Source organism: Ruegeria sp. CF4 (genome assembly GCF_056537345.1).
Genome location: NZ_JBQFRJ010000008.1, coordinates 75,490 through 93,315 on the forward strand (window position 1 = coordinate 75,490; position 17,826 = coordinate 93,315).

The 17,826-nt window shown below is 57.8% G+C and carries 17 protein-coding genes; 9 read left to right on the forward strand and 8 right to left on the reverse strand.

Annotated features, from left to right (window positions below):
* Positions 1-106 precede the first annotated feature (106 nt).
* Complete coding sequence (locus ACR0NF_RS16050; RefSeq protein ID WP_480658913.1) at positions 107-2,164, forward strand: adenylate/guanylate cyclase domain-containing protein; 2,058 nt, start codon at positions 107-109, stop codon at positions 2,162-2,164.
* Positions 2,165-2,184: 20 nt separating this feature from the next.
* On the opposite strand, the gene ACR0NF_RS16055 is transcribed toward ACR0NF_RS16050, so the two are convergent.
* Positions 2,185-3,081 carry a LysR family transcriptional regulator gene (locus ACR0NF_RS16055; protein ID WP_480778572.1) on the reverse strand — a complete coding sequence of 299 codons (897 nt, stop codon included), beginning with the start codon at positions 3,079-3,081 and terminating at the stop codon, positions 2,185-2,187.
* Between the two features lie 105 nt (positions 3,082-3,186).
* Here ACR0NF_RS16055 and ACR0NF_RS16060 point away from each other — a divergent pair, with 105 nt between their 5' ends.
* From ACR0NF_RS16060 to ACR0NF_RS16070, 3 genes are read left to right on the forward strand one after another with little or no spacing between them, the layout of a single operon-like run.
* Complete coding sequence (locus ACR0NF_RS16060) at positions 3,187-3,663, forward strand: nuclear transport factor 2 family protein (protein ID WP_480658910.1); 477 nt, start codon at positions 3,187-3,189, stop codon at positions 3,661-3,663.
* An 18-nt stretch (positions 3,664-3,681) separates the two neighbouring features.
* A complete protein-coding gene (locus ACR0NF_RS16065) occupies positions 3,682-4,305 on the forward strand; it encodes a glutathione S-transferase family protein (RefSeq protein WP_480472400.1) in 624 nt (207 codons plus the stop codon).
* 54 nt (positions 4,306-4,359) lie between these two features.
* Entirely contained in the window at positions 4,360-6,003 is a 1,644-nt protein-coding gene (locus ACR0NF_RS16070; RefSeq protein ID WP_480472402.1) for an FAD-binding oxidoreductase, read from the forward strand.
* A gap of 9 nt (positions 6,004-6,012) precedes the next feature.
* On the opposite strand, the gene ACR0NF_RS16075 is transcribed toward ACR0NF_RS16070, so the two are convergent.
* From ACR0NF_RS16075 to ACR0NF_RS16085, 3 genes are all read right to left on the reverse strand, one after another.
* Entirely contained in the window at positions 6,013-7,749 is a 1,737-nt protein-coding gene (locus ACR0NF_RS16075) for an adenylate/guanylate cyclase domain-containing protein (protein ID WP_480778573.1), read from the reverse strand.
* 139 nt (positions 7,750-7,888) lie between these two features.
* On the reverse strand, positions 7,889-10,189 hold the full coding sequence (locus tag ACR0NF_RS16080; protein ID WP_480778574.1) for a fatty acid cis/trans isomerase: 2,301 nt from the start codon (positions 10,187-10,189) through the stop codon (positions 7,889-7,891).
* A 502-nt stretch (positions 10,190-10,691) separates the two neighbouring features.
* Complete coding sequence (locus ACR0NF_RS16085; RefSeq protein ID WP_480472409.1) at positions 10,692-11,462, reverse strand: transporter substrate-binding domain-containing protein; 771 nt, start codon at positions 11,460-11,462, stop codon at positions 10,692-10,694.
* Between the two features lie 121 nt (positions 11,463-11,583).
* On the opposite strand from ACR0NF_RS16085, the gene ACR0NF_RS16090 reads away from it, so the two are divergent.
* The 4 genes from ACR0NF_RS16090 to ACR0NF_RS16105 are packed head-to-tail and all read left to right on the forward strand — an operon-like array spanning position 11,584 to position 13,665.
* Complete coding sequence (locus ACR0NF_RS16090) at positions 11,584-12,324, forward strand: amino acid ABC transporter ATP-binding protein (RefSeq protein ID WP_480778575.1); 741 nt, start codon at positions 11,584-11,586, stop codon at positions 12,322-12,324.
* Positions 12,325-12,333: 9 nt separating this feature from the next.
* Positions 12,334-13,092, forward strand: coding sequence for an amino acid ABC transporter permease (locus ACR0NF_RS16095; RefSeq protein ID WP_480472413.1), 759 nt, complete (start codon positions 12,334-12,336; stop codon positions 13,090-13,092).
* Positions 13,093-13,102: 10 nt separating this feature from the next.
* Positions 13,103-13,438 (forward strand): carboxymuconolactone decarboxylase family protein, encoded by a 336-nt coding sequence (locus tag ACR0NF_RS16100; RefSeq protein WP_480778576.1) that lies wholly within the window; start codon positions 13,103-13,105, stop codon positions 13,436-13,438.
* A gap of 5 nt (positions 13,439-13,443) precedes the next feature.
* The gene (locus tag ACR0NF_RS16105; RefSeq protein ID WP_480472417.1) at positions 13,444-13,665 is read left to right on the forward strand and encodes a Rieske 2Fe-2S domain-containing protein; all 222 of its coding nucleotides are present in this window, start codon (positions 13,444-13,446) and stop codon (positions 13,663-13,665) included.
* A gap of 121 nt (positions 13,666-13,786) precedes the next feature.
* Here ACR0NF_RS16105 and ACR0NF_RS16110 read toward each other — a convergent pair whose 3' ends face one another.
* Together ACR0NF_RS16110 and ACR0NF_RS16115 are read right to left on the reverse strand one after the other, a co-directional pair.
* The gene (locus ACR0NF_RS16110; protein WP_480778577.1) at positions 13,787-14,014 is read right to left on the reverse strand and encodes a hypothetical protein; all 228 of its coding nucleotides are present in this window, start codon (positions 14,012-14,014) and stop codon (positions 13,787-13,789) included.
* 1 nt (position 14,015) lies between these two features.
* Positions 14,016-14,183, reverse strand: a complete 168-nt coding sequence (locus ACR0NF_RS16115) for a hypothetical protein (protein ID WP_480472419.1) — start codon at positions 14,181-14,183, stop codon at positions 14,016-14,018.
* A gap of 4 nt (positions 14,184-14,187) precedes the next feature.
* Between ACR0NF_RS16115 and ACR0NF_RS16120 the strand changes: the two genes are divergently transcribed.
* On the forward strand, positions 14,188-14,349 hold the full coding sequence (locus ACR0NF_RS16120) for a hypothetical protein (protein WP_480778578.1): 162 nt from the start codon (positions 14,188-14,190) through the stop codon (positions 14,347-14,349).
* Between the two features lie 26 nt (positions 14,350-14,375).
* On the opposite strand, the gene ACR0NF_RS16125 is transcribed toward ACR0NF_RS16120, so the two are convergent.
* On the reverse strand, positions 14,376-15,266 hold the full coding sequence (locus tag ACR0NF_RS16125) for a LysR substrate-binding domain-containing protein (protein WP_480472421.1): 891 nt from the start codon (positions 15,264-15,266) through the stop codon (positions 14,376-14,378).
* Between the two features lie 201 nt (positions 15,267-15,467).
* Entirely contained in the window at positions 15,468-17,774 is a 2,307-nt protein-coding gene (locus ACR0NF_RS16130) for a Tex family protein (RefSeq protein WP_480472423.1), read from the reverse strand.
* Between the last annotated feature and the right edge of the window lie 52 nt (positions 17,775-17,826).

Genomic DNA, 17,826 nt, shown 5'->3' on the forward strand with positions numbered 1-17,826 from the left:
GTGCCTAACACTTGCGTGAGATTTTGGCGTTGCAGCAAAGTAACCTTTGCGCTGTTGACCGTCTCACTCCAATACTGCACTACCTGTCGTCATTTGCGGAGCTTTCATGCGGATTAGCGTTGGCGTTGCTGTTTCAATGCTGGTTGCCGTGTCCATCGGAGTATCGACGTTCCTCGTCCACTCCCTTTGGTGGACGACGGCGCGTGATAACAGCCGTATGCTCGCAGCGGAGATCAACAGCCAAATCGCGAATACGGTCCGCATCGAGGTCGGTGTGACCCTCCAATCGGCCGAGGCCGCCTGGGCTGCCGTACGGACGATCTTCGTTCAAAACGTCATCGAGACTCGGCAGGCGGACAAGCGCGAGTTCGTCTTTCTGTCGCAATTGCAGGCGCAGCCCAACATATCGTGGATCTTCTTCGGGTGGCCTGACGGGAATTTCTTCGCATCGCACCGTCTTGGCGACGGCGGGCTTGAGATGATCGAGATCGACAAGAACATCCGGGACCGGATGTTGCGAAAGGATCGCTATATATTCATTCCCGGCGACATCCAGTTCGAAGAGCGGAGCTTTGCCGAGACAACTTATGACCCGCGCAATCATGCCTGGTTCGGAAACTTCATAGGTCTGCAATCGCAAGGCTGGATCGAAGCGCGTGACCTGCCGGGCAGTGAAAAGACCGTTTATGCCTTTGCGGGCCCGATCGACGTCAACCGGAGGCGGCAGGGTGTTCTGGCCGTCGCGATCGAGACAGACCGGCTGTCGCGCTTTCTGGCGACGCTCCATCCCGGGGAGTTTGGGGCGGCCTTCATCCTCGATGCCGATGGCAAGGTGATTGCCATTCCCGACGCAGAAGCGGATGAGACAACCCCGGCGCGTATGGGCGAAGGGGAATTGTACGAAGTCGCCATGATCTCGGGCGAGAAACTGCTGGGCGACCCGGATGAAAACACACCGGGCAGCCAGACAACGCGGGTCGTGATCGATGGCGTGCCCTACGCGGTGGCTCTGACGCCGCTGGGGTTCTATGGCTGGCGCGTGGCAACCGTTATTCCGGAAGCGGCCTTCCTGTCGGGAATCGATAAAACCCTGATCAACCTGATCTATATCCTGATCGGCGTTGTGGTTGTTGCAACCGGGCTGGCAATCTGGCTGGTCCGAAGGGTTGTCGCAAACCCATTAGCACGTATTGCCGAGGACTTGAGTAAGATCGAGCGGTTTGATGTCGAACGTATCTCGCGCAGACCCTCCAGACTGTCCGAGTTGGCAAACCTGTCCGCAGCCACGGCCAGCATGGCGGCGGGTCTGTCGGCTTTCAGAAAATATGTGCCCACTGATCTGGTTCGGATGCTGGTTGCTGAAGGTATCAAGACCGAGCCCGGGGGTGACATCAAACCCATCTCGGTTCTGTTCTGTGACGTTACCGGATTTACCGGCCTGTCCGAGAAACTCGGCCCTCAGATCGTTGAGTTGATGGAGCCCTTTTTCAGCGCAGCCTCGGCAGCGATTGCGCGCCATGATGGCACCATTGACAAGTTCATGGGTGATGCCGTGATGGCGTTCTGGGGCGCACCCCGCAAGGATGCCTGCCATGCCGAAAATGCCTGCTGCGCGGCGCTGGATCTTGTCGCCAAAGTCGAGGCGGCGGGCATCAAGGATGAGGCGGGTAACCCTCTGCGGGTTCGGATTGGATTGAATAGCGGTGAGGCGCTGGTCGGAAACATCGGGTCCGAGCAGCGGCTGAACTACACCGCGATTGGCGATGTGGTGAATGTCGCCAGTCGTTTGGAGGGAGCGAACAAGGAATACGGCACCATGATCCTGATTGGCCCCGAGACCCGGCGCGAGGCTGGCGATACAATCATCGTGCGCGAGCTGGATACGCTGACGGTGTTTGGGCGCAGTGAAGAACTTGTGGTTTATGAGCTGATCGCAATGTCCGATGATTTTGACGGATCATTGGCGTGGATCGAAGCGTATGAGCAGGGACTGGAAGATTACCGGGCACGGCGGTTTGAGCAGGCCGTTGAAGCATTTGAAACCGCCGACCGGGCGCGAAACGGAGACCCGGCCTCGGTCGCGATGGGCGCGCGTGCCAAGGCCTTGTTGGATTCCCCCCCCGCACAGGACTGGCGTCCTGTTACCAACACGGAAAAGAACTGAAGCAAACGGTGTCGGCAGGATTATCTTAGTACCGGTACGGATCTGAGCCTGTTCTTGGCAAAATCTATGAAGGCGCGGGTCTTTGCGGGGGCTCGTCGCCCCTCGACATGGACCAGATGGACGGGCAGTGGGGACGGTTCGTAGGCATCCAGCACCGATTGCAATGTGCCGGCCTCAAGGTCCGGTCCGATCTGGTAGGATAACACCCGACAGAGGCCCCATCCCTGACGCGCCACCGAAATCGCCGCTGCGACACTGCTCACCATGAGCCGGGGTTTGATGCGCACTGTCTCTTGCAGATCAGCGCCGAACCGCCAATCGGTCACCGGGCTAACGCCGGCAGCCGACACGATCTGGTGTGATTGCAGATCGGATGGGGTTTTCGGGGAGCCGTGCGCCTGGAAATAGGAAGGTGCACCGCAAATGACCCGGCGCACATGACCGACCCGGACGGCGGTTAATCCAGAGGGCGGCAGCTCACCAATCCGTACAGCCAGATCGATGCCCTCTTCGACCAGATCCACCACGCGATCAAGCATCAGGACATCAGCGGTCATACCTGGATGCTGATCAAGAAAATCTGTCAGAATGGGTGCTACATGAATGCGCCCGAATTCATTCGGGCAGGTGATGCGCAGTTGGCCCACCGGGTTTGAAGCGGCACCTCGGGCGGCGTCGTCGGCGGCCTGCAACTGCGCCAGAATGTGCCTTGCGTCTTCCAAATAGGCTTGCCCGACCTCAGTCAGGCGCACCCGGCGGGTTGTGCGGGTGAACAGACGTGCGCCCAGCCGTTCTTCAAGCGCATTGACCCCGCGGGTGGCCGAGGGCGCACTGAGGCCCAATTTGCGCGCGCCGCCTGCGAAGCTTTCAGCATCGGCAACAGCGATGAACATCTCTAGGGTTTGAAGGCGGTCCATTGCTATCAAATTCCAAAATAATGACTTTCCAAAGCAGTATATTCCTTTGATTGGCGACGTAAACTAGCTGTTTGGCAACCCGTTCACACCAAAATGGATTGGATCATGAGCACAGAACCCCCACGCCAACCCGTCCCGCCCTTTACCGAGGAAACCGCCAAGCAGAAGGTTCGCTTGGCCGAGGATGGCTGGAATGGTCGTGACCCGGCCAAGGTTGCGCTGGCCTATACGCCGGACACCGTTTGGCGCAACCGCGCAGAATTCCCGAAGGGGCGCGAACAGGTTCAGGAGTTTCTGACCCGCAAGTGGAACAAGGAACTGGATTACCGCCTGATCAAAGAGCTGTGGGCTTATTCGGGTAACAGGATCGCGGTGCGCTATGCCTATGAATACCACGATGACAGCGGCAACTGGTTTCGTGCCTATGGGAACGAGAATTGGGAGTTCGACGCCAATGGTTACATGGCTCATCGCCATGCATCGATCAACGAGCTTCCCATCGCCGAAGAAGACCGCAAATTCCGCTGGCCTCTGGGTCGTCGCCCTGACGATCACCCGGGTCTCAGCGACCTTGGACTTTAACCAGAACAGGATACTACGATGACACCTATCAAACTCTACCGTAATGCCAAATCAGGCCATTGCCACCGGGTTGAACTGATGCTGGCGCTGTTGGGCCTGCCTTATGAAACTATTGACCTCGACATGGCCAATGGTGCGCATAAAGCACCGGACTATCTGAAGATCAGCCCGTTTGGCCTGGTGCCTGCGATTGACGATGGCGGCTATACCCTGGCGGATTCCAACGCGATCCTCGTGTATCTGGTTCAAACATATGCGGCGGGCGCGCATTGGATGCCTACGGATGCAAAAATCGCAGCCGAGGTTCAGCGCTGGCTGACTGTTGCAGCGGACAATGTCTATTCCGGCCCTTGCGCCGCGCGTCTTGTCAAGGTGTTCGGTGCGCCGTTGGATCACGACGCGGCGGTGGCCAAGGCCCATGCCTTGTTCAAGGTGATGGAGGCACATTTGGCTGGCCGTGACTGGCTGGCTGCCGATACGATCACCATCGCGGATGTGGCAGGCTACAGCTATATCGCGCATGCCCCCGAAGGAGGTGTGGATCTGACGCCTTATCCTAACATTCGCAATTGGCTGGCCCGGATTGAATCGCAGCCCGGTTTCGTCGGCATGGCGACCTCGCCCATCCCTGAACTTGCTTGACGCGTTGAGGCCGGTGCCAAGGCACTGGCCTCTTATTCCCGGAGGATCGGTGAAATGAACCAGAAAACCGCAGACACTCCCTTTCATGCAGGAGAACGCGCCGCGCAAGAGCGTGCAGGCGTTGGCGATATCTCGAAATGGGCTGGTGGGTTCATCCGGGATTACATGCCCGAACAACATCGGGAATTCTACGCCTCGCTGCCGTTTCTGGTCTTGTCCGGCCAGGATTTGACCGGCTCGACATGGATTACCCTGATTGATGGGCCCGAGGGTTTCATCCGCTCGCCAGACCCACAAGGCCTGACCTTGGGCACCATAGCCCAAGCGCAAGATCCTATGTTCAGTGCCTTTGCGGCAGGAACGGATGTGGGACTTATCGGGATCGAACTCTCCAACCGTCGGCGCAATCGGCTCAGCGGTCATCTGCGCCGATCCGATGGCGGCTATGCTATCGATATCCGGCAGACCTTCGGCAATTGCCCGCAATATATCCACGAGCGCGTCTGGCGGCGCGTCGAAAACCAACCGGGCGAAGCCCGGCATTCAGCAATATTGACCCCGGATCAGATCGCCCTGATTGCCAGGTCCGAAACGATGTTTATCGGGTCCGGGCATCAGCAAGGGGCGGACAAGCCTTCGCGTGGCTTTGATGCATCGCACCGTGGTGGTGCGCCCGGGTTTGTTCAGGTCAAAGGCCCGCAGCGCCTGCGGATACCGGATTACGCGGGGAACAATTTCTTCAATACGATTGGCAATCTAATCGCCGATCCGCGGATCGGGCTGGTCTTTGTCGATTTCGAAACCGGCAGCTTGCTGCATATTACCGGTCGCGCAAGTATCGATTGGCACCCGACCGACGCCAATGATGATGACGCATGGCGGATGATCGACGTCACAGTCAAGGCCGTCATCGAGCGCCCGAATGCATTGGCTCTGCGTTGGTCGAAGCAAGATCAGACCCGCCGGTTCACGGTCACACGACGTGTTCCCGAGGCTCAGGGCATCACGTCTTTCCACCTGAGCCCGTCTGACGGCAAACCGGTCTGGCCGTTCGTCGCTGGGCAGCATCTGCCCATATCCGTCGAAATCCCCGGCCAGCCTGAGGCGGTGAAGCGCAGCTATTCATTATCCGGCGATCCGAGTGCCGCGGACAGTTATCGACTGACGATCAAACGAGAGCCCAAAGGCTTGGTTTCGCGTTTCTTGCACGATGATTTGGCCGAGGGGGCCGAGATCATCGCGTCCGAACCTTCTGGTGATTTCATCGCTCCCTCAGGTGATCAGCCATTGGTTTTGGTCAGTGCAGGGGTTGGGATGACGCCAATGATGGCAATGCTACACGGAGATTTTGCCGACGGGCATGATCGACCGTTGTGGTTTGTGCATGGTGCCAGAAATAGTTCTGAACATGCGCTGCGAAAAGAGACCGGGCAACTGGTTGATCAATTGCCGAATGCGCAGGCGCTGATCTTCTATAGTCAGCCAGATGCGACCGACATTCTCGGTAGTGACTATCAGGTTCATGGACGTATCACGCCGCAAACGCTTGTGGATCTGAACGCCGGGCCGGATGCGCTCTATCTGCTGTGCGGACCGGGGCCGTTCCTGTCGGAGATCAAGACCGGGTTGGAGGCGCTGGGCATTCCAGCGCAGAACATCCAGTTCGAAGTATTCGGGCCAACAGGGCAAAGCACGTAACCTTGTCGGCTACGTCCTTTGGCGTTGGGTCAGCTCCAGTTTCTTGCGCAGCGGGCTGCTGTTTTTCACGATAACGGCATCAACTTTCCCTGCCAGACCCTTGATCGTGATCCCCCCGGTCTGACCTAGCATGTTGGGGATGCCTAGGCCGCACAGCTCATGCACGTATATCGAATATACGATAACGGCCTCCGAGGTGCGGGTAATGGTCTCGAATGCATCGGCGACCAGTGAAACGGTCCCAATCGCGGTGACCGGGCTGGGCGCAATCTGGTCCGAGCTTTTGCCCACGCGCCCAATCACGGCGCGCCCGGAATGGATGCCGATGCCGATCTTCAGCGGTGCAGAGAGGTTCCTGGGGAGCTTGCCATCGGTGCCCTCAACCAATTCCTGACATCGCGCGGCAGCGTAAAGCGCGGATCGTGCAGCTTCGGCTTTATGGGTCTCAAGCCCGAAAACTGCCGTCAGCCCATCATTGGTGAACTTGTCGATATGTCCGTTCTGGGCCTCGATCTGCTCAACCATCAGATCAAGCAACTGGTTGAGCACGAAAACGACGTCATAGGGCAGAGTCTTGTCCACAAATGGGCGGAAGTCTTTGATCTTGAGTTGCAGTACGCAGACTTCACGCTCGATGCCCCAGCCGAAGGGGTCCGATTGCAGCGGGGTCGACACGGCGCGTCGAGGTTGAATGATTGGACGGATACTGACATCGCCAACCACGCGGGCCTGACAGGCCAGCCGCATGTTCGGCTCGGCATTGATCTTGTCCAGCAGCTTGCGCTCGGCTGGACCTATGGGGCTGAGCCCGCCCTGATCGGACATCACGACGACCCTGCAGGTCGAGCAGCGCGCACGCCCACCGCAGACAGACATATGGGTGATGCGATTGTCTCGGCTGACATCCAGCAGGGTTTTGCCGGGGGCCGTATTCACGGTTAGTCCGTTTCCATAGGTGACCTGCACCTGACGGCGAAGGCCTTGTGCGATGTACAGGATCACGAAGAACAGCAGCAAGCAGCTGAGGATAATGGCAACCCAACCTTGCGCGATGGCCTGATACTCTGACACCGCGTCACGCACTGTAGCCACCCGCGCGGCCAAATCGACGGCTTCGGGTCCTTCAGGTGTCAGGCTCAGCCGCAATGCCTCGCGTTTGGCGGCGGTCATCCATCCGGCCACGGCGACGATAGGTACAGCGATGGCGAAGGGCAGAAGGATTAACAGCCCGTCCTTGTACCAAGGTTTCGGTCGCAACCAGAAATGAATACCGATAAGGCCATGAACCCAGACCAGCAGCAAAAGTGCGTTCTGTTTGATGGCGGAGACAGGCCAGAGCAGCGACAGCTCTTGCAGATAGGTCACCGGGACACCTGTCACCAGTTCAGAGCCGCGCGTGACGATGATGTGGCTGACCAGCCAGTAGGGGATGGCCAGCCCCAGCGCGATCTGGAACCAGCGCCAGAACGGCATTTTCAGACTGCGGATGCTCAGAATGCTCCACGCGCCCAGTAAGATATGAACCGCGAACGCTCCATAGAGCAGGATTGTTCCGGGGAACGAGCTCCAGATCGCGGACATGACGGACAGCATGCTGTCCATCCAGCGCAATGAGACCAGCCCAAGCCCGTGATTGATGAAATGGACGGTTGCATAGACCAGCAAAATCAGACCGGACCAAAGCCGCACCTGCTGCGCCACGCTCCCCCGACCATTGGCTTTGATATCCCTGCGATTGAACGCCATCTGCCGCGCCCGTCCTCTGATTCAGCGGTTTTCGATCGCCGCTGAAGTAAACACGTGTGGCGACAGATGTATTCTGGTCGAGCGCTCCTCTTGGTTCACGTTCGGGTGTAGTGTGTGCGTGTGTTGCGTCGATCTGAGATCAGGTTGGATCGTCGCTCGGCTGGGGGTCCTTATAGCGATTGAGGTCCAGTATTCCCGCCTGAACCGCATCCTGCCGAACCATAGCATCTTGTACCTGATCGCTCAGCGCCCAGAAATCGGGGCTCGTTCGGCGTATGCCGAAGGTTTCAATCAGTTGCATCCAATCGGCGTCGGATTTCACAGCCAGCAGGGTGTCGACAAAACTGTCGATCTGAGCCAGTTCGACGTTGAAAAAGAAGTTCGGATAGCTGCCGATTAATCCCGGCAGGATTGTCAGCCGATCGGATTGCGGATCGCGCCGGTGTGCCTCGTTAAACAGAAACGCCACGTTGTCATGCGCTTTGTCGTGGATCAGCGAGAAAACCTGTGGTGTGTCCGCGCCATCTTCGACTAACAAAATCGAAAGATCGGGCAGGAATTGCACCCAGTTCCCCGACTGATCGGCAAGCGGACGCAGCTGGCGTTCCAGATCCGAGGCGCTATCCGAAGGCGCGCAGTTAGGGCTATCGCATCTATTGATCGGGTCGGTCAGGGGCCAAAGCCCGGCACCACGATCAAGCAACGCCAGAAGAAATTCTTGCTTTGGGCTTTCCGTGTCAAAGGTGATCCCCGTCGGAAAACTGCCGTCGACATGGCGGCGGTGCCAATAGGTATGAATCTCACTGAGCGCGCCCTTATACCAGCTTCGGTGTATCCGGGGCCGTACAGCTCTTGGCAGGAAGGTTAGGAAAGTGTCTTCGCTCTCCATACGCAGTTCATCCATATAAAGCCGCGTTGTCAACTGATGCTCGACACGGCCGAAGACATCGTAGCCAGCCACCAGATTGTAGTAGATACGCTCAAAAATCGGATAGTCGATCACCCACGCAGTCTCGGGGATTGAGCCATGAAGTCCGGTCATTGCCGAGGCGTTGTCGAAATGGCGGAATACGGTGATCAGGGCGTTCGGATTGGTGCCGCCGCCGTCCCAGATCGCATCATAACCCAAGCCGGTTCTGTGCGCCTCACTTTTCCCATAGCGTGCGTCGCGGAACTTGAGGTATTGCACCTGATTTTTGTGCGAGAACCCCTGCAACTGATCCAGTGTTCCACCTTCACTGGTTGAGACAGGCAATTCGAGATATCCGGCACCATCCGCTAGATAGCTTGGGTCCGTAACAGACAGGTCTGCATCAGGGTCCAGAAAGCTGACCCAGAAACGATCTTCAATGACATCGACCGCCGTTTCGCCGTGACAGACCGGGCCGCGAATGAAGCTGCGTACAAAAAACAGCGCGTCGTCGAGCAGGAACTGATAGCGACTGCGCGGTGGAATATCGGCAAATGTGGTGAATGGATTCCCGCCCTCGCTTTCGCCGTATCCGGGCAGGCTCGAGGGAGCCCAGTCGGGCTGAAGGAACAAGCTTTGGTATCGCGTCATGCGCGCCGGGCTCAGGGGATAGACCAGGTGCTCTTTGTGCACGATCGTTTCCGTAATGGGCTGAAGCCGGTAATAGAAGGTCGCAGTACCAGGATCATCGAACGGGCGGCGGGTCGCGATCACGTCAATCTCGTCACCTGTGGGCGTGCGCGAGCGTACGAGCTGGAAAAACCTGCTTGCGCTGTCCCCTTCAAAGTGCAGTCGAGCCAGAAAGAGGTGCTCGTATATATACCGGCTCATCAATTGACTGCGCAGATCGGGAGCGTTCAGAAAGCCCTCCCATTCGGTGACTTGCCCTTGGATGTCGTGGGGGATGTTCTCGGGGATCGCGGTCGCTGGTGCGCCGACGCGTATCCATGATGTCAGCAGGGCGTAGTCTTGGTCACTCAACGGGGCGGTTGCATACGGCATTCCAGCCAGCGGGTGGGCCTTGCGGAAATCATCGAACTCGTCTGGTGTCGGACAAACAAGGGGCCGGTCCAACGCGAGGCCGAGCGCATCCGGGACCGGTTCGTTTGGCGACAGGCTGCTGTTGCGCCCGAGATCGAGATACCGTTCAAGCAGTCCGGGCGTGACCGGGTGAAACCCGAGCCCGCGCCATTCCGAAGCGGACTGCGCATCTATCCCCAGCCGCGTGGGCTGCGCATCCGAGAGGCGTTCGGTGTGATAAACCGCCTGTTTGCTGCCGCCACGCAACAGACCTTCATCCGAGGTTAGTTTCAGCTGACAAGGCGCGTCATAGCAGCTGTGACAAACCACGCAGCGTCGATCCAGAACAGTACGCACATCGGTCCAATCGTTGGTGGCCTGTGTTTGGGCGCGGGCTTCTGACCCGGGAAGGGACCACAACGAAAAAATGGCGACCAACCCCATTAGCATTGTCCATCTCCGCAGCGCTTTAGACATCAGTGCGTTATCCCATAGAATTGGTTCTCAACACCTCTGTAAGATGGCGTGTAGACTGCGCGCCTGTCGAGTCTGTAGATCACAAGCTTTTTGCTTTCGACACCGCGCACCACGCATGCAAAGAGCTAAAATTCAGATCGTCTGACAAAGTCGGATCATGGGCGTAACTTAGCGAAAGAAGATTGCCGGTCGGCAGGGAGGCCCATGAAATCTTGGGACAAGATTGAGCGCTTGTCGCGGGCGGTGCATCCCGAGTTGCTCGACACTGCTATCGATGCGCATCAAATTAAGGTTTAGGTGAAGCTAAAAGCCACTCAGCATTCGACTTTCCTTGTGGAGCAAGGTCGCATGGTCGACCTCGTACCTCTGGCGGGTGCTGCATTTGTCGGAGATGTCTTGTTTGCCCGCGATCAATCTGCCCTGACGGCAGTCTGAGTGAAAAGCGCCCGGCAAACTGACCGGGCGCCCAATGCAATCAGAGACCCCATTTCTTGCGGTTTTCTTCGAAGAATCCCTGCGCCTTCTTCACCTCGATCCAGTTGTTAACGTAGTTGATCCAAACCTGATCAGCCTGCGGAAGGATCATCGCGATAGGCGACGGAGAGCGGGGACCGGCGTTCTTTACGCGAACGACAGGGAACTTTTGTTCCAGCGTCGACCCTTCGATGTTCGAAGTGATGAACACGTCCGCGCGCCCGGCGATCACTTCCTGAAAACCGCGGGCCGGGGCTTCGACCACTTTGATCTCGGCATTTGGGAACCACTCGCGCACCCGTTTCTCGAAGGTGGTGCCCAAGGTTGTGGCAACGGTCACACCCGGTTGGTTGATCGACTCGTACCCGTCAAACTTGTCCGCCTTGTCTTTGGTCGTATAGGGGAACAACTCCACCGCGATGTAGCTGTCTGAGAAACCGGCGACCTTCATCCGCGGCGGTGAGATCGAGGCCGAGCCGGTCAGGTGATACTTCCCCGCCACCACACCATTCACCAGTGTTTTCCAGTCGGTGGGTACATATTCGACCTCAACACCCAGATCAGCCGCGAGCTCGTTCATAATGTCGATGTCGTAACCTTTGTAGCTGTTGGTTGCGGGATCACGCAGTGACATCGGGTTCCAGTCGCCAGTTGTGCCGACCTTCAGAACGCCGGAATCCAGAACTTCGTTCAGAGCTGATTGTGCCTGTGCTGCGCCGGACAATACCAGTCCAAGCGCGGCTGCTGCCGCAGCTTTCAAAAAAGTGTTCATCAATCTCTCCTGTTGGTGGCGTTTCGGCCTTGATGCCGTGTTCTTTGTTGATTTAAGCGCAAAGAGAAAGATAACCTCAAGAAAATATTCAACTAAGACTGAAATAGGGGCAGGCCAGCCAATGCCAGACGCCGCCATCGAACTTGTGAATGTGAACAAATGGTTCGACACCTTTCATGTTCTCAAGGATATCAACCTGACGGTCGGAAGCGGCGAAAAGGTGGTGATCTGCGGACCCTCCGGATCGGGTAAGTCGACCGTTGTCCGTTGCATCAACCAATTGGAAAAGCATCAGAAAGGCACGATCCGGGTTGATGGTGTCGAGCTGACGAATGACCCCAAGTCGGTTGCTGCGATCAGTTCCGAAGTCGGCATGGTCTTTCAGCAATTCAACCTTTTTCCGCACCTGAGCGTGCTGGAGAACCTAACGCTGGGCCCGATCAAGGCTAGGGGGTTAAGCCGGAAAGAGGCGGAAGAAAAAGCCCGCCATTACCTTGAACGGGTACATATTCCGGATCAGGCAGACAAGCGGCCCATCCAATTGTCGGGCGGCCAGCAGCAGCGTGTCGCCATAGCACGCTCGTTGTGCATGGAACCCCGTGTGCTGCTGTTTGATGAGCCGACTTCGGCACTTGACCCCGAGATGATCTCGGAGGTTCTGGATGTGATGGTCGAACTGGCGCAGGAAGGTATGACCATGGTCGTCGTCACCCATGAGATGGGCTTCGCCCGGAAGGTGGCCGACAAGATGATCTTCATGGATGCGGGCGAGATTGTAGAGGAAGGGCACCCCGAGCACTTCTTTATCAATCCGCAATCCGAGCGGTGCCGTAAATTCCTCAGTCAAATTCTGCAGCATTAGGTGGGGCCGATGAGAAAACTATTTCTGATATCGCCGCTGCTGTTGCTGGCAGGCTGCTCATCTTCCCAGACCTGGGGCTGGTATGTCATCAATCCGACAACGGACTCGGGCTGGACGAATGTCAAATTCCTGATTTCCGGGATGGGCTCGACGATCCTGATCTCGTTGATCGCCGCGGTCCTTTCGATCGTGATTGGCCTGTTGGTAGCTTTGCCAGGGTTGTCCGAGAAACGGGGTTGGCGGCTGGTCAACCGGGTCTATGTCGAATTCATTCGCGCCATTCCCCTGCTGCCGATGTTGTTCTGGGTGTTTTATGGTTTGCCCATCGTGTTCCAGTCGATGGGGATGAACGTGCCCATCGATCCGTTCTGGGGCGCGATTATCACTCTGGCGATCTCTGACAGCGCGTTCACGGCCGAGATTTATCGCGCAGGTATTCAATCCATCGCCCGCGGACAGCGCGAGGCGGCGCAGACCGTCGGGCTGAACTATGTGCAGACCATGCGTTACGTGATCCTGCCGCAGGCGATACGGCGTATCCTGCCACCGCTGGCGAACCAGTTTATCTACATCGTGAAGATGAGTGCCTTTGCCAGCGTCATCGGAATGCAGGAACTGACCCGACGAGCGAACGAGCTGGTGGTGACGGAATACCGCCCGCTGGAAATCTATACACTGCTGATCTTTGAATACCTGGTCCTGGTTCTGATCATCAGTGCAGGCGTGCGCTGGTTGGAACGCCGCATGGGCGCGGATGAGCGCGGATAAGGAGCAAGTGATGGACTGGAAAGATTTCATGGCCGAGACCGAGGCCAATATCGGGGCTTTCTCGAAAGAGGTACCCGAAACCGTGCGCGGGTTCGGCATCATGGGCAAGGCGGCCAAGACCGATGGTGCGCTGAGCGAAAAGACCAAGGAGTTCATGGCGCTTGGCATCGCGATCGCCACTCGCTGCGACAGTTGCATCGGGTTTCATGTTAAATCGCTGGTCCGGCTGGGCGCGACGCGTGACGAGCTGTGCGAGGCGCTGGCGATGGCGACTTATATGGGCGGAGGGCCGTCCTATGCCTACAGCGCCAAGGCGCTAAAGGCCTATGACGTGTTTTCGGAGTAAGCCTAATGCCTCCTGATCTGGCCGGTGCTGAGGGGATTATCCGAGACAGCAGGTACGTCGCTGGCCGGTCTGAGGACTTTGGCCGCGAACTCAGCGCTGTGCGGATATTCGACGATGAGATCGTGATCTATCGCGACGCTGAGGGCATGGCTATTACGCTCAAGGATGCCTGCTCGCACCATAAGCTGCCTTTGTCTCGCGGGACCATTACAGAAGCGGCAGGCTGATCAGGACACGCTGAGCCTGCCATGGGAACCCTGTCCCATAGTCCGCGCCGTTGCATCAAAAACCGTTTTGACGCCGGGGTATGTCTCTGGATCTGGGCGCCACCCGGGATGCATTCTGGATTCAGCCCCATATCACGATCCCTTCAACGCGGATGGTTGGGTCCAGAATGTTCAGCGAAATCTCACCCAGCGCGTAATGCCCGCGGGTGTGGAAGTGCAGTGGTCGCGGGTTGCCAAAGGTCGAGCCGCTCCACTTATCGAAATTCTGATGCGTGGAGGCAGAATAGGCACGGCTCGGATGAATCCCGGCATGCCAAGAATGCATGGTCAGCGGGTCGAGCTCGAACATCTTACCGATTTTTTGCATAATGCATCTCGGCGCTATGCACATCCATCGGGTGGCCCGGGAAACCCAGCGGGCGGCTGCTTTCGAACTGAACTGCCAAGGGCTCGCGCAGCTCCCACCCATAGAGTTCGTAGAATTTCGAGCTGGTTCCAAGCAAAAATCCGTCCTGCATGACCATGCCCGATACCCCTACGTTTGCACCGGTGCAAAGACGGATATCGAGGACCCTCGAAGTCAATCAGGTCTGTGCTTATTTCAACTACTCAAACCGTTTGTTGAACGGCCTAGGGGCGACAACAGAAAACGATGTGATCGGGTATTACAAAGGCGACGAATGAGGGTTCGCGCGTGTCGGGCCCCGGTTTTATCCGGTTGTTTCCGAATGCTTTTCATCCTGAACGCGTCGGACGAAGTCCATGAACGCGCGGATGACCTTCACCTCGTGGCGCTGGGTCATATAGATCATGCTTTCGCCCATTTGCAGATCGACATCTGCCAGTTCGATCTGGCGCAATCGGTCATCGCGCCCGAACTCCGCGCGTGAGACAAAGCCGATGCCCGCCCCCGAGGCCACCAGTTCGCGGACTGCTTCGCGCCCTTCGGCGACGATGGCGGGTTTCAGAGTGACTTTTCTGCGACGTGCCTCTTCCTCAAGTTTCTGACGGGTTTTGGAACCTTGTTCGCGAAAGATAAGTGGCAGCGTCTTGAGCTCTTTGAACGACAGTGATGTTTTTGAAAGTGGCAGCACTCCGCGCCCGGCAAAGGCTACGATGTTGGTGGCACCCAGATTGAGCATCGTCATGTCGCTGCCCGGTGAAGGGCTGCCCACAATACCGATTTCGGCATTGTAAGCTCGCAGTTCTTCCAGAATTTCATTCGTATTTCCGGATCGAACCATGATCGTGATGTTGGGGTACATCGCACGAAATGGGCCCAGGTAATCCGTCAGATGATGGGCCGAGTCAGCGATGATCCGTAATTCGCCGTCAATCGACGCTTTCGATTCCGACAGATAGTCCTCGATCTGACTTTCGATTTCAAAGTATTGCTTGGTAAAGCGAAACAACTTCTCGCCCTCAGGTGTCAAAGAAACGCGTCTGCGTTCGCGCTGAAACAGCAGCAGATCGTGATCCTGTTCCAGCTTTCGCACCTGCTCAGAAACTGCGGGCTGGGTCAGAAATAGCGCTTCGGCCGCAGTCGAGAACCCACCATGGAGCGCAACATTGTGGAAGGCTTTGAGCTGACTGTGGCGCATCGGATCCTCGTGGGTATAGCTATAAGAATTTCTTATGTTTTGCTTGATATTGGAGATTTTACATATGGGAGACTGGCTTGCAAATGGTTGATTTGAGCTGAGTATGGCAGAGATGCGCGGGCCGTTTTGGAACAACAGCGGCCCGGTTTCATCAATCGACGATACAGCGTGAGTGCAGCGCCTGATGTTCAGCCGCAATGGCTACTTGGATTTCAGCGCATCCCGAAGTGCGTCGCCAAAGGCGCTGTTTTGCGTGCTGTGGTCTGGCTTTCCACTCCGAACGCTCTTGGGTTTGCCATGAGGCGCGGGTTTGCGCGGCCCGCGCGCGGCTTTATCTTCGCGCGCCGAGGCACCACCATCCTTGCGCATCGTCAACCCGATGCGTTTGCGGGGTACGTCCACCTCAACCACTCGCACTTTGACGACCTGACCGGTCTTGACCACTTCATGCGGGTCTTTGACGAAACGGTCGGCCAACTGACTAACGTGTACCAATCCGTCCTGATGCACGCCGATATCTACGAATGCGCCGAAAGCGGCGACATTTGTGACGGTGCCTTCAAGAACCATGCCGGGTTTCAAATCGGTGATTTCCTCGACCCCGTCCGTGAACGAAGCGGTCTTGAAGCTGGGCCGCGGATCCCGGCCCGGTTTTTCCAGTTCGGCAAAGATATCGCGCACGGTCGGCAGGCCGAATGTATCATCAACAAACTGTTCGGCCCGCAGCCCCTTCAAGGCTCCGTCATGGCCCATGATCTGTCGAATATCGCGCCCACATGCGGCGACAACGCGGCGGGCGACGTCATAAGCCTCGGGGTGGACGGATGAGGCGTCCAGCGGTTCCGCCCCTTCGCGGATACGCAAGAAGCCTGCACATTGCTCAAAGGCACGGGGACCAAGCCGCGCCACCTTCAGCAGGTCCTTGCGCGCGGTGAAGGCCCCGTTGATGTCGCGATGGGTCACGATGGCTTCGGCCAGACCGGGCCCGAGGCCCGAAACGTGCGACAGCAGGGGCGCTGAGGCGGTGTTCAGATCGACGCCCACTGCGTTCACGACGTCTTCGATCACCGACTCCAGCGATTGAGACAGGCGGTGCTGGTCCACATCGTGCTGGTATTGGCCTACACCGATGCTTTTGGGTTCGATCTTCACCAGCTCGGCGAGTGGGTCTTGCAGACGGCGGGCAATCGAGACCGCGCCGCGCAGCGAGACATCGAGATCCGGGAACTCACGTGCCGCCAGTTCCGAGGCCGAATAGACCGAGGCCCCGGCTTCGGACACGACAACTTTGGTGGGTGCCTTGACCGTTTTGGGCAGCAGCGCGAGTGTGTCAGCCACCATCCGCTCGGTCTCGCGGCTGGCGGTGCCGTTGCCGATGGCGATCAGCTCGATCTTGTGGGCGGCAATCAGGTTTAGGATGGCGGCTTGGGCTCCGCGCAGGTCGTTCTTGGGTTGGAACGGATAAAGCGTATCAGTTGCCACGACCTTTCCAGTTTCATCCACAACAGCGGCCTTGACGCCGGTGCGAATGCCCGGGTCCAGACCCAGCGTCGCGCGCGCGCCTGCAGGGGCGGCAAACAGCAAATCCTTAAGATTGCGCGAAAACACCTGAATCGCCTCATCCTGCGCGCGGCTGCGCAGATCGGCCATCAGTTCGACCATCATCGAAAGCGACAGTTTCACGCGCCAGGTCCAGCCGGCAACTTTGCGCAACCATTTGTCACCGGGGCCATCACCGCTTGTATGCAGATGGGCAGCGACCATCGCCTCAGCCCGCGCGGCACCGGCTTCGGGCTCGGGCGCGATATCCAGCGTTACAATCCCCTCTTTCGAAGCGCGCAGCATCGCCAGCGCCCGATGCGAAGGGGTTTTGGCCCAAAGCTCGGTATGATCGAAATAGTCGCTGAACTTCGCGCCTTCCTGTTCTTTCCCTTCGATCACCTTGGCGGTCAACAATGCCTCGCGCTGCATGAAATTGCGCAGCTCTCCCAAAAGTGCAGCATTCTCGGTCAGCCGCTCGGTGATGATGTCGCGTGCTCCGTTCAGGGCGTCCCTGGTGGTCGGGACGGCGTCGCCCAAATACCCTTCGGCCAATGCTTCGGGATCTGCCGAGCGCTCTGCCAGAATGGCATCGGCAAGCGGTTCAAGGCCATTTTCACGGGCGATCATAGCTTTGGTTCGACGTTTGGGCTTGTAAGGCAGGTAGATGTCTTCCAGCTGCGCCTTGGTCTCGGCCTGCGCGATGGATTTGATCAGATCATCGGTCAGCTTTCCTTGATCCTTGATCGAGTTCACAATCGCTTCGCGCCGGGCCTCAAGCTCGCGCAGATAGGTCAGCCGGTCGGACAGGGTACGCAACTGTGTGTCATCCAACCCGCCGGTCGCCTCTTTGCGGTAGCGCGCGACAAAGGGCACCGTTGCCCCCTCATCCAGCAATTTGACCGCGGCCCCTACCTGTTCCGGGCGGGCATTGATCTCGGTGGCGATGGTGCGGGCGATGCGGTCCAAAGGGGCCTCCTGACAGACGGTTGGGGGACCGTCTTAGCCAGAGGGACAGGCG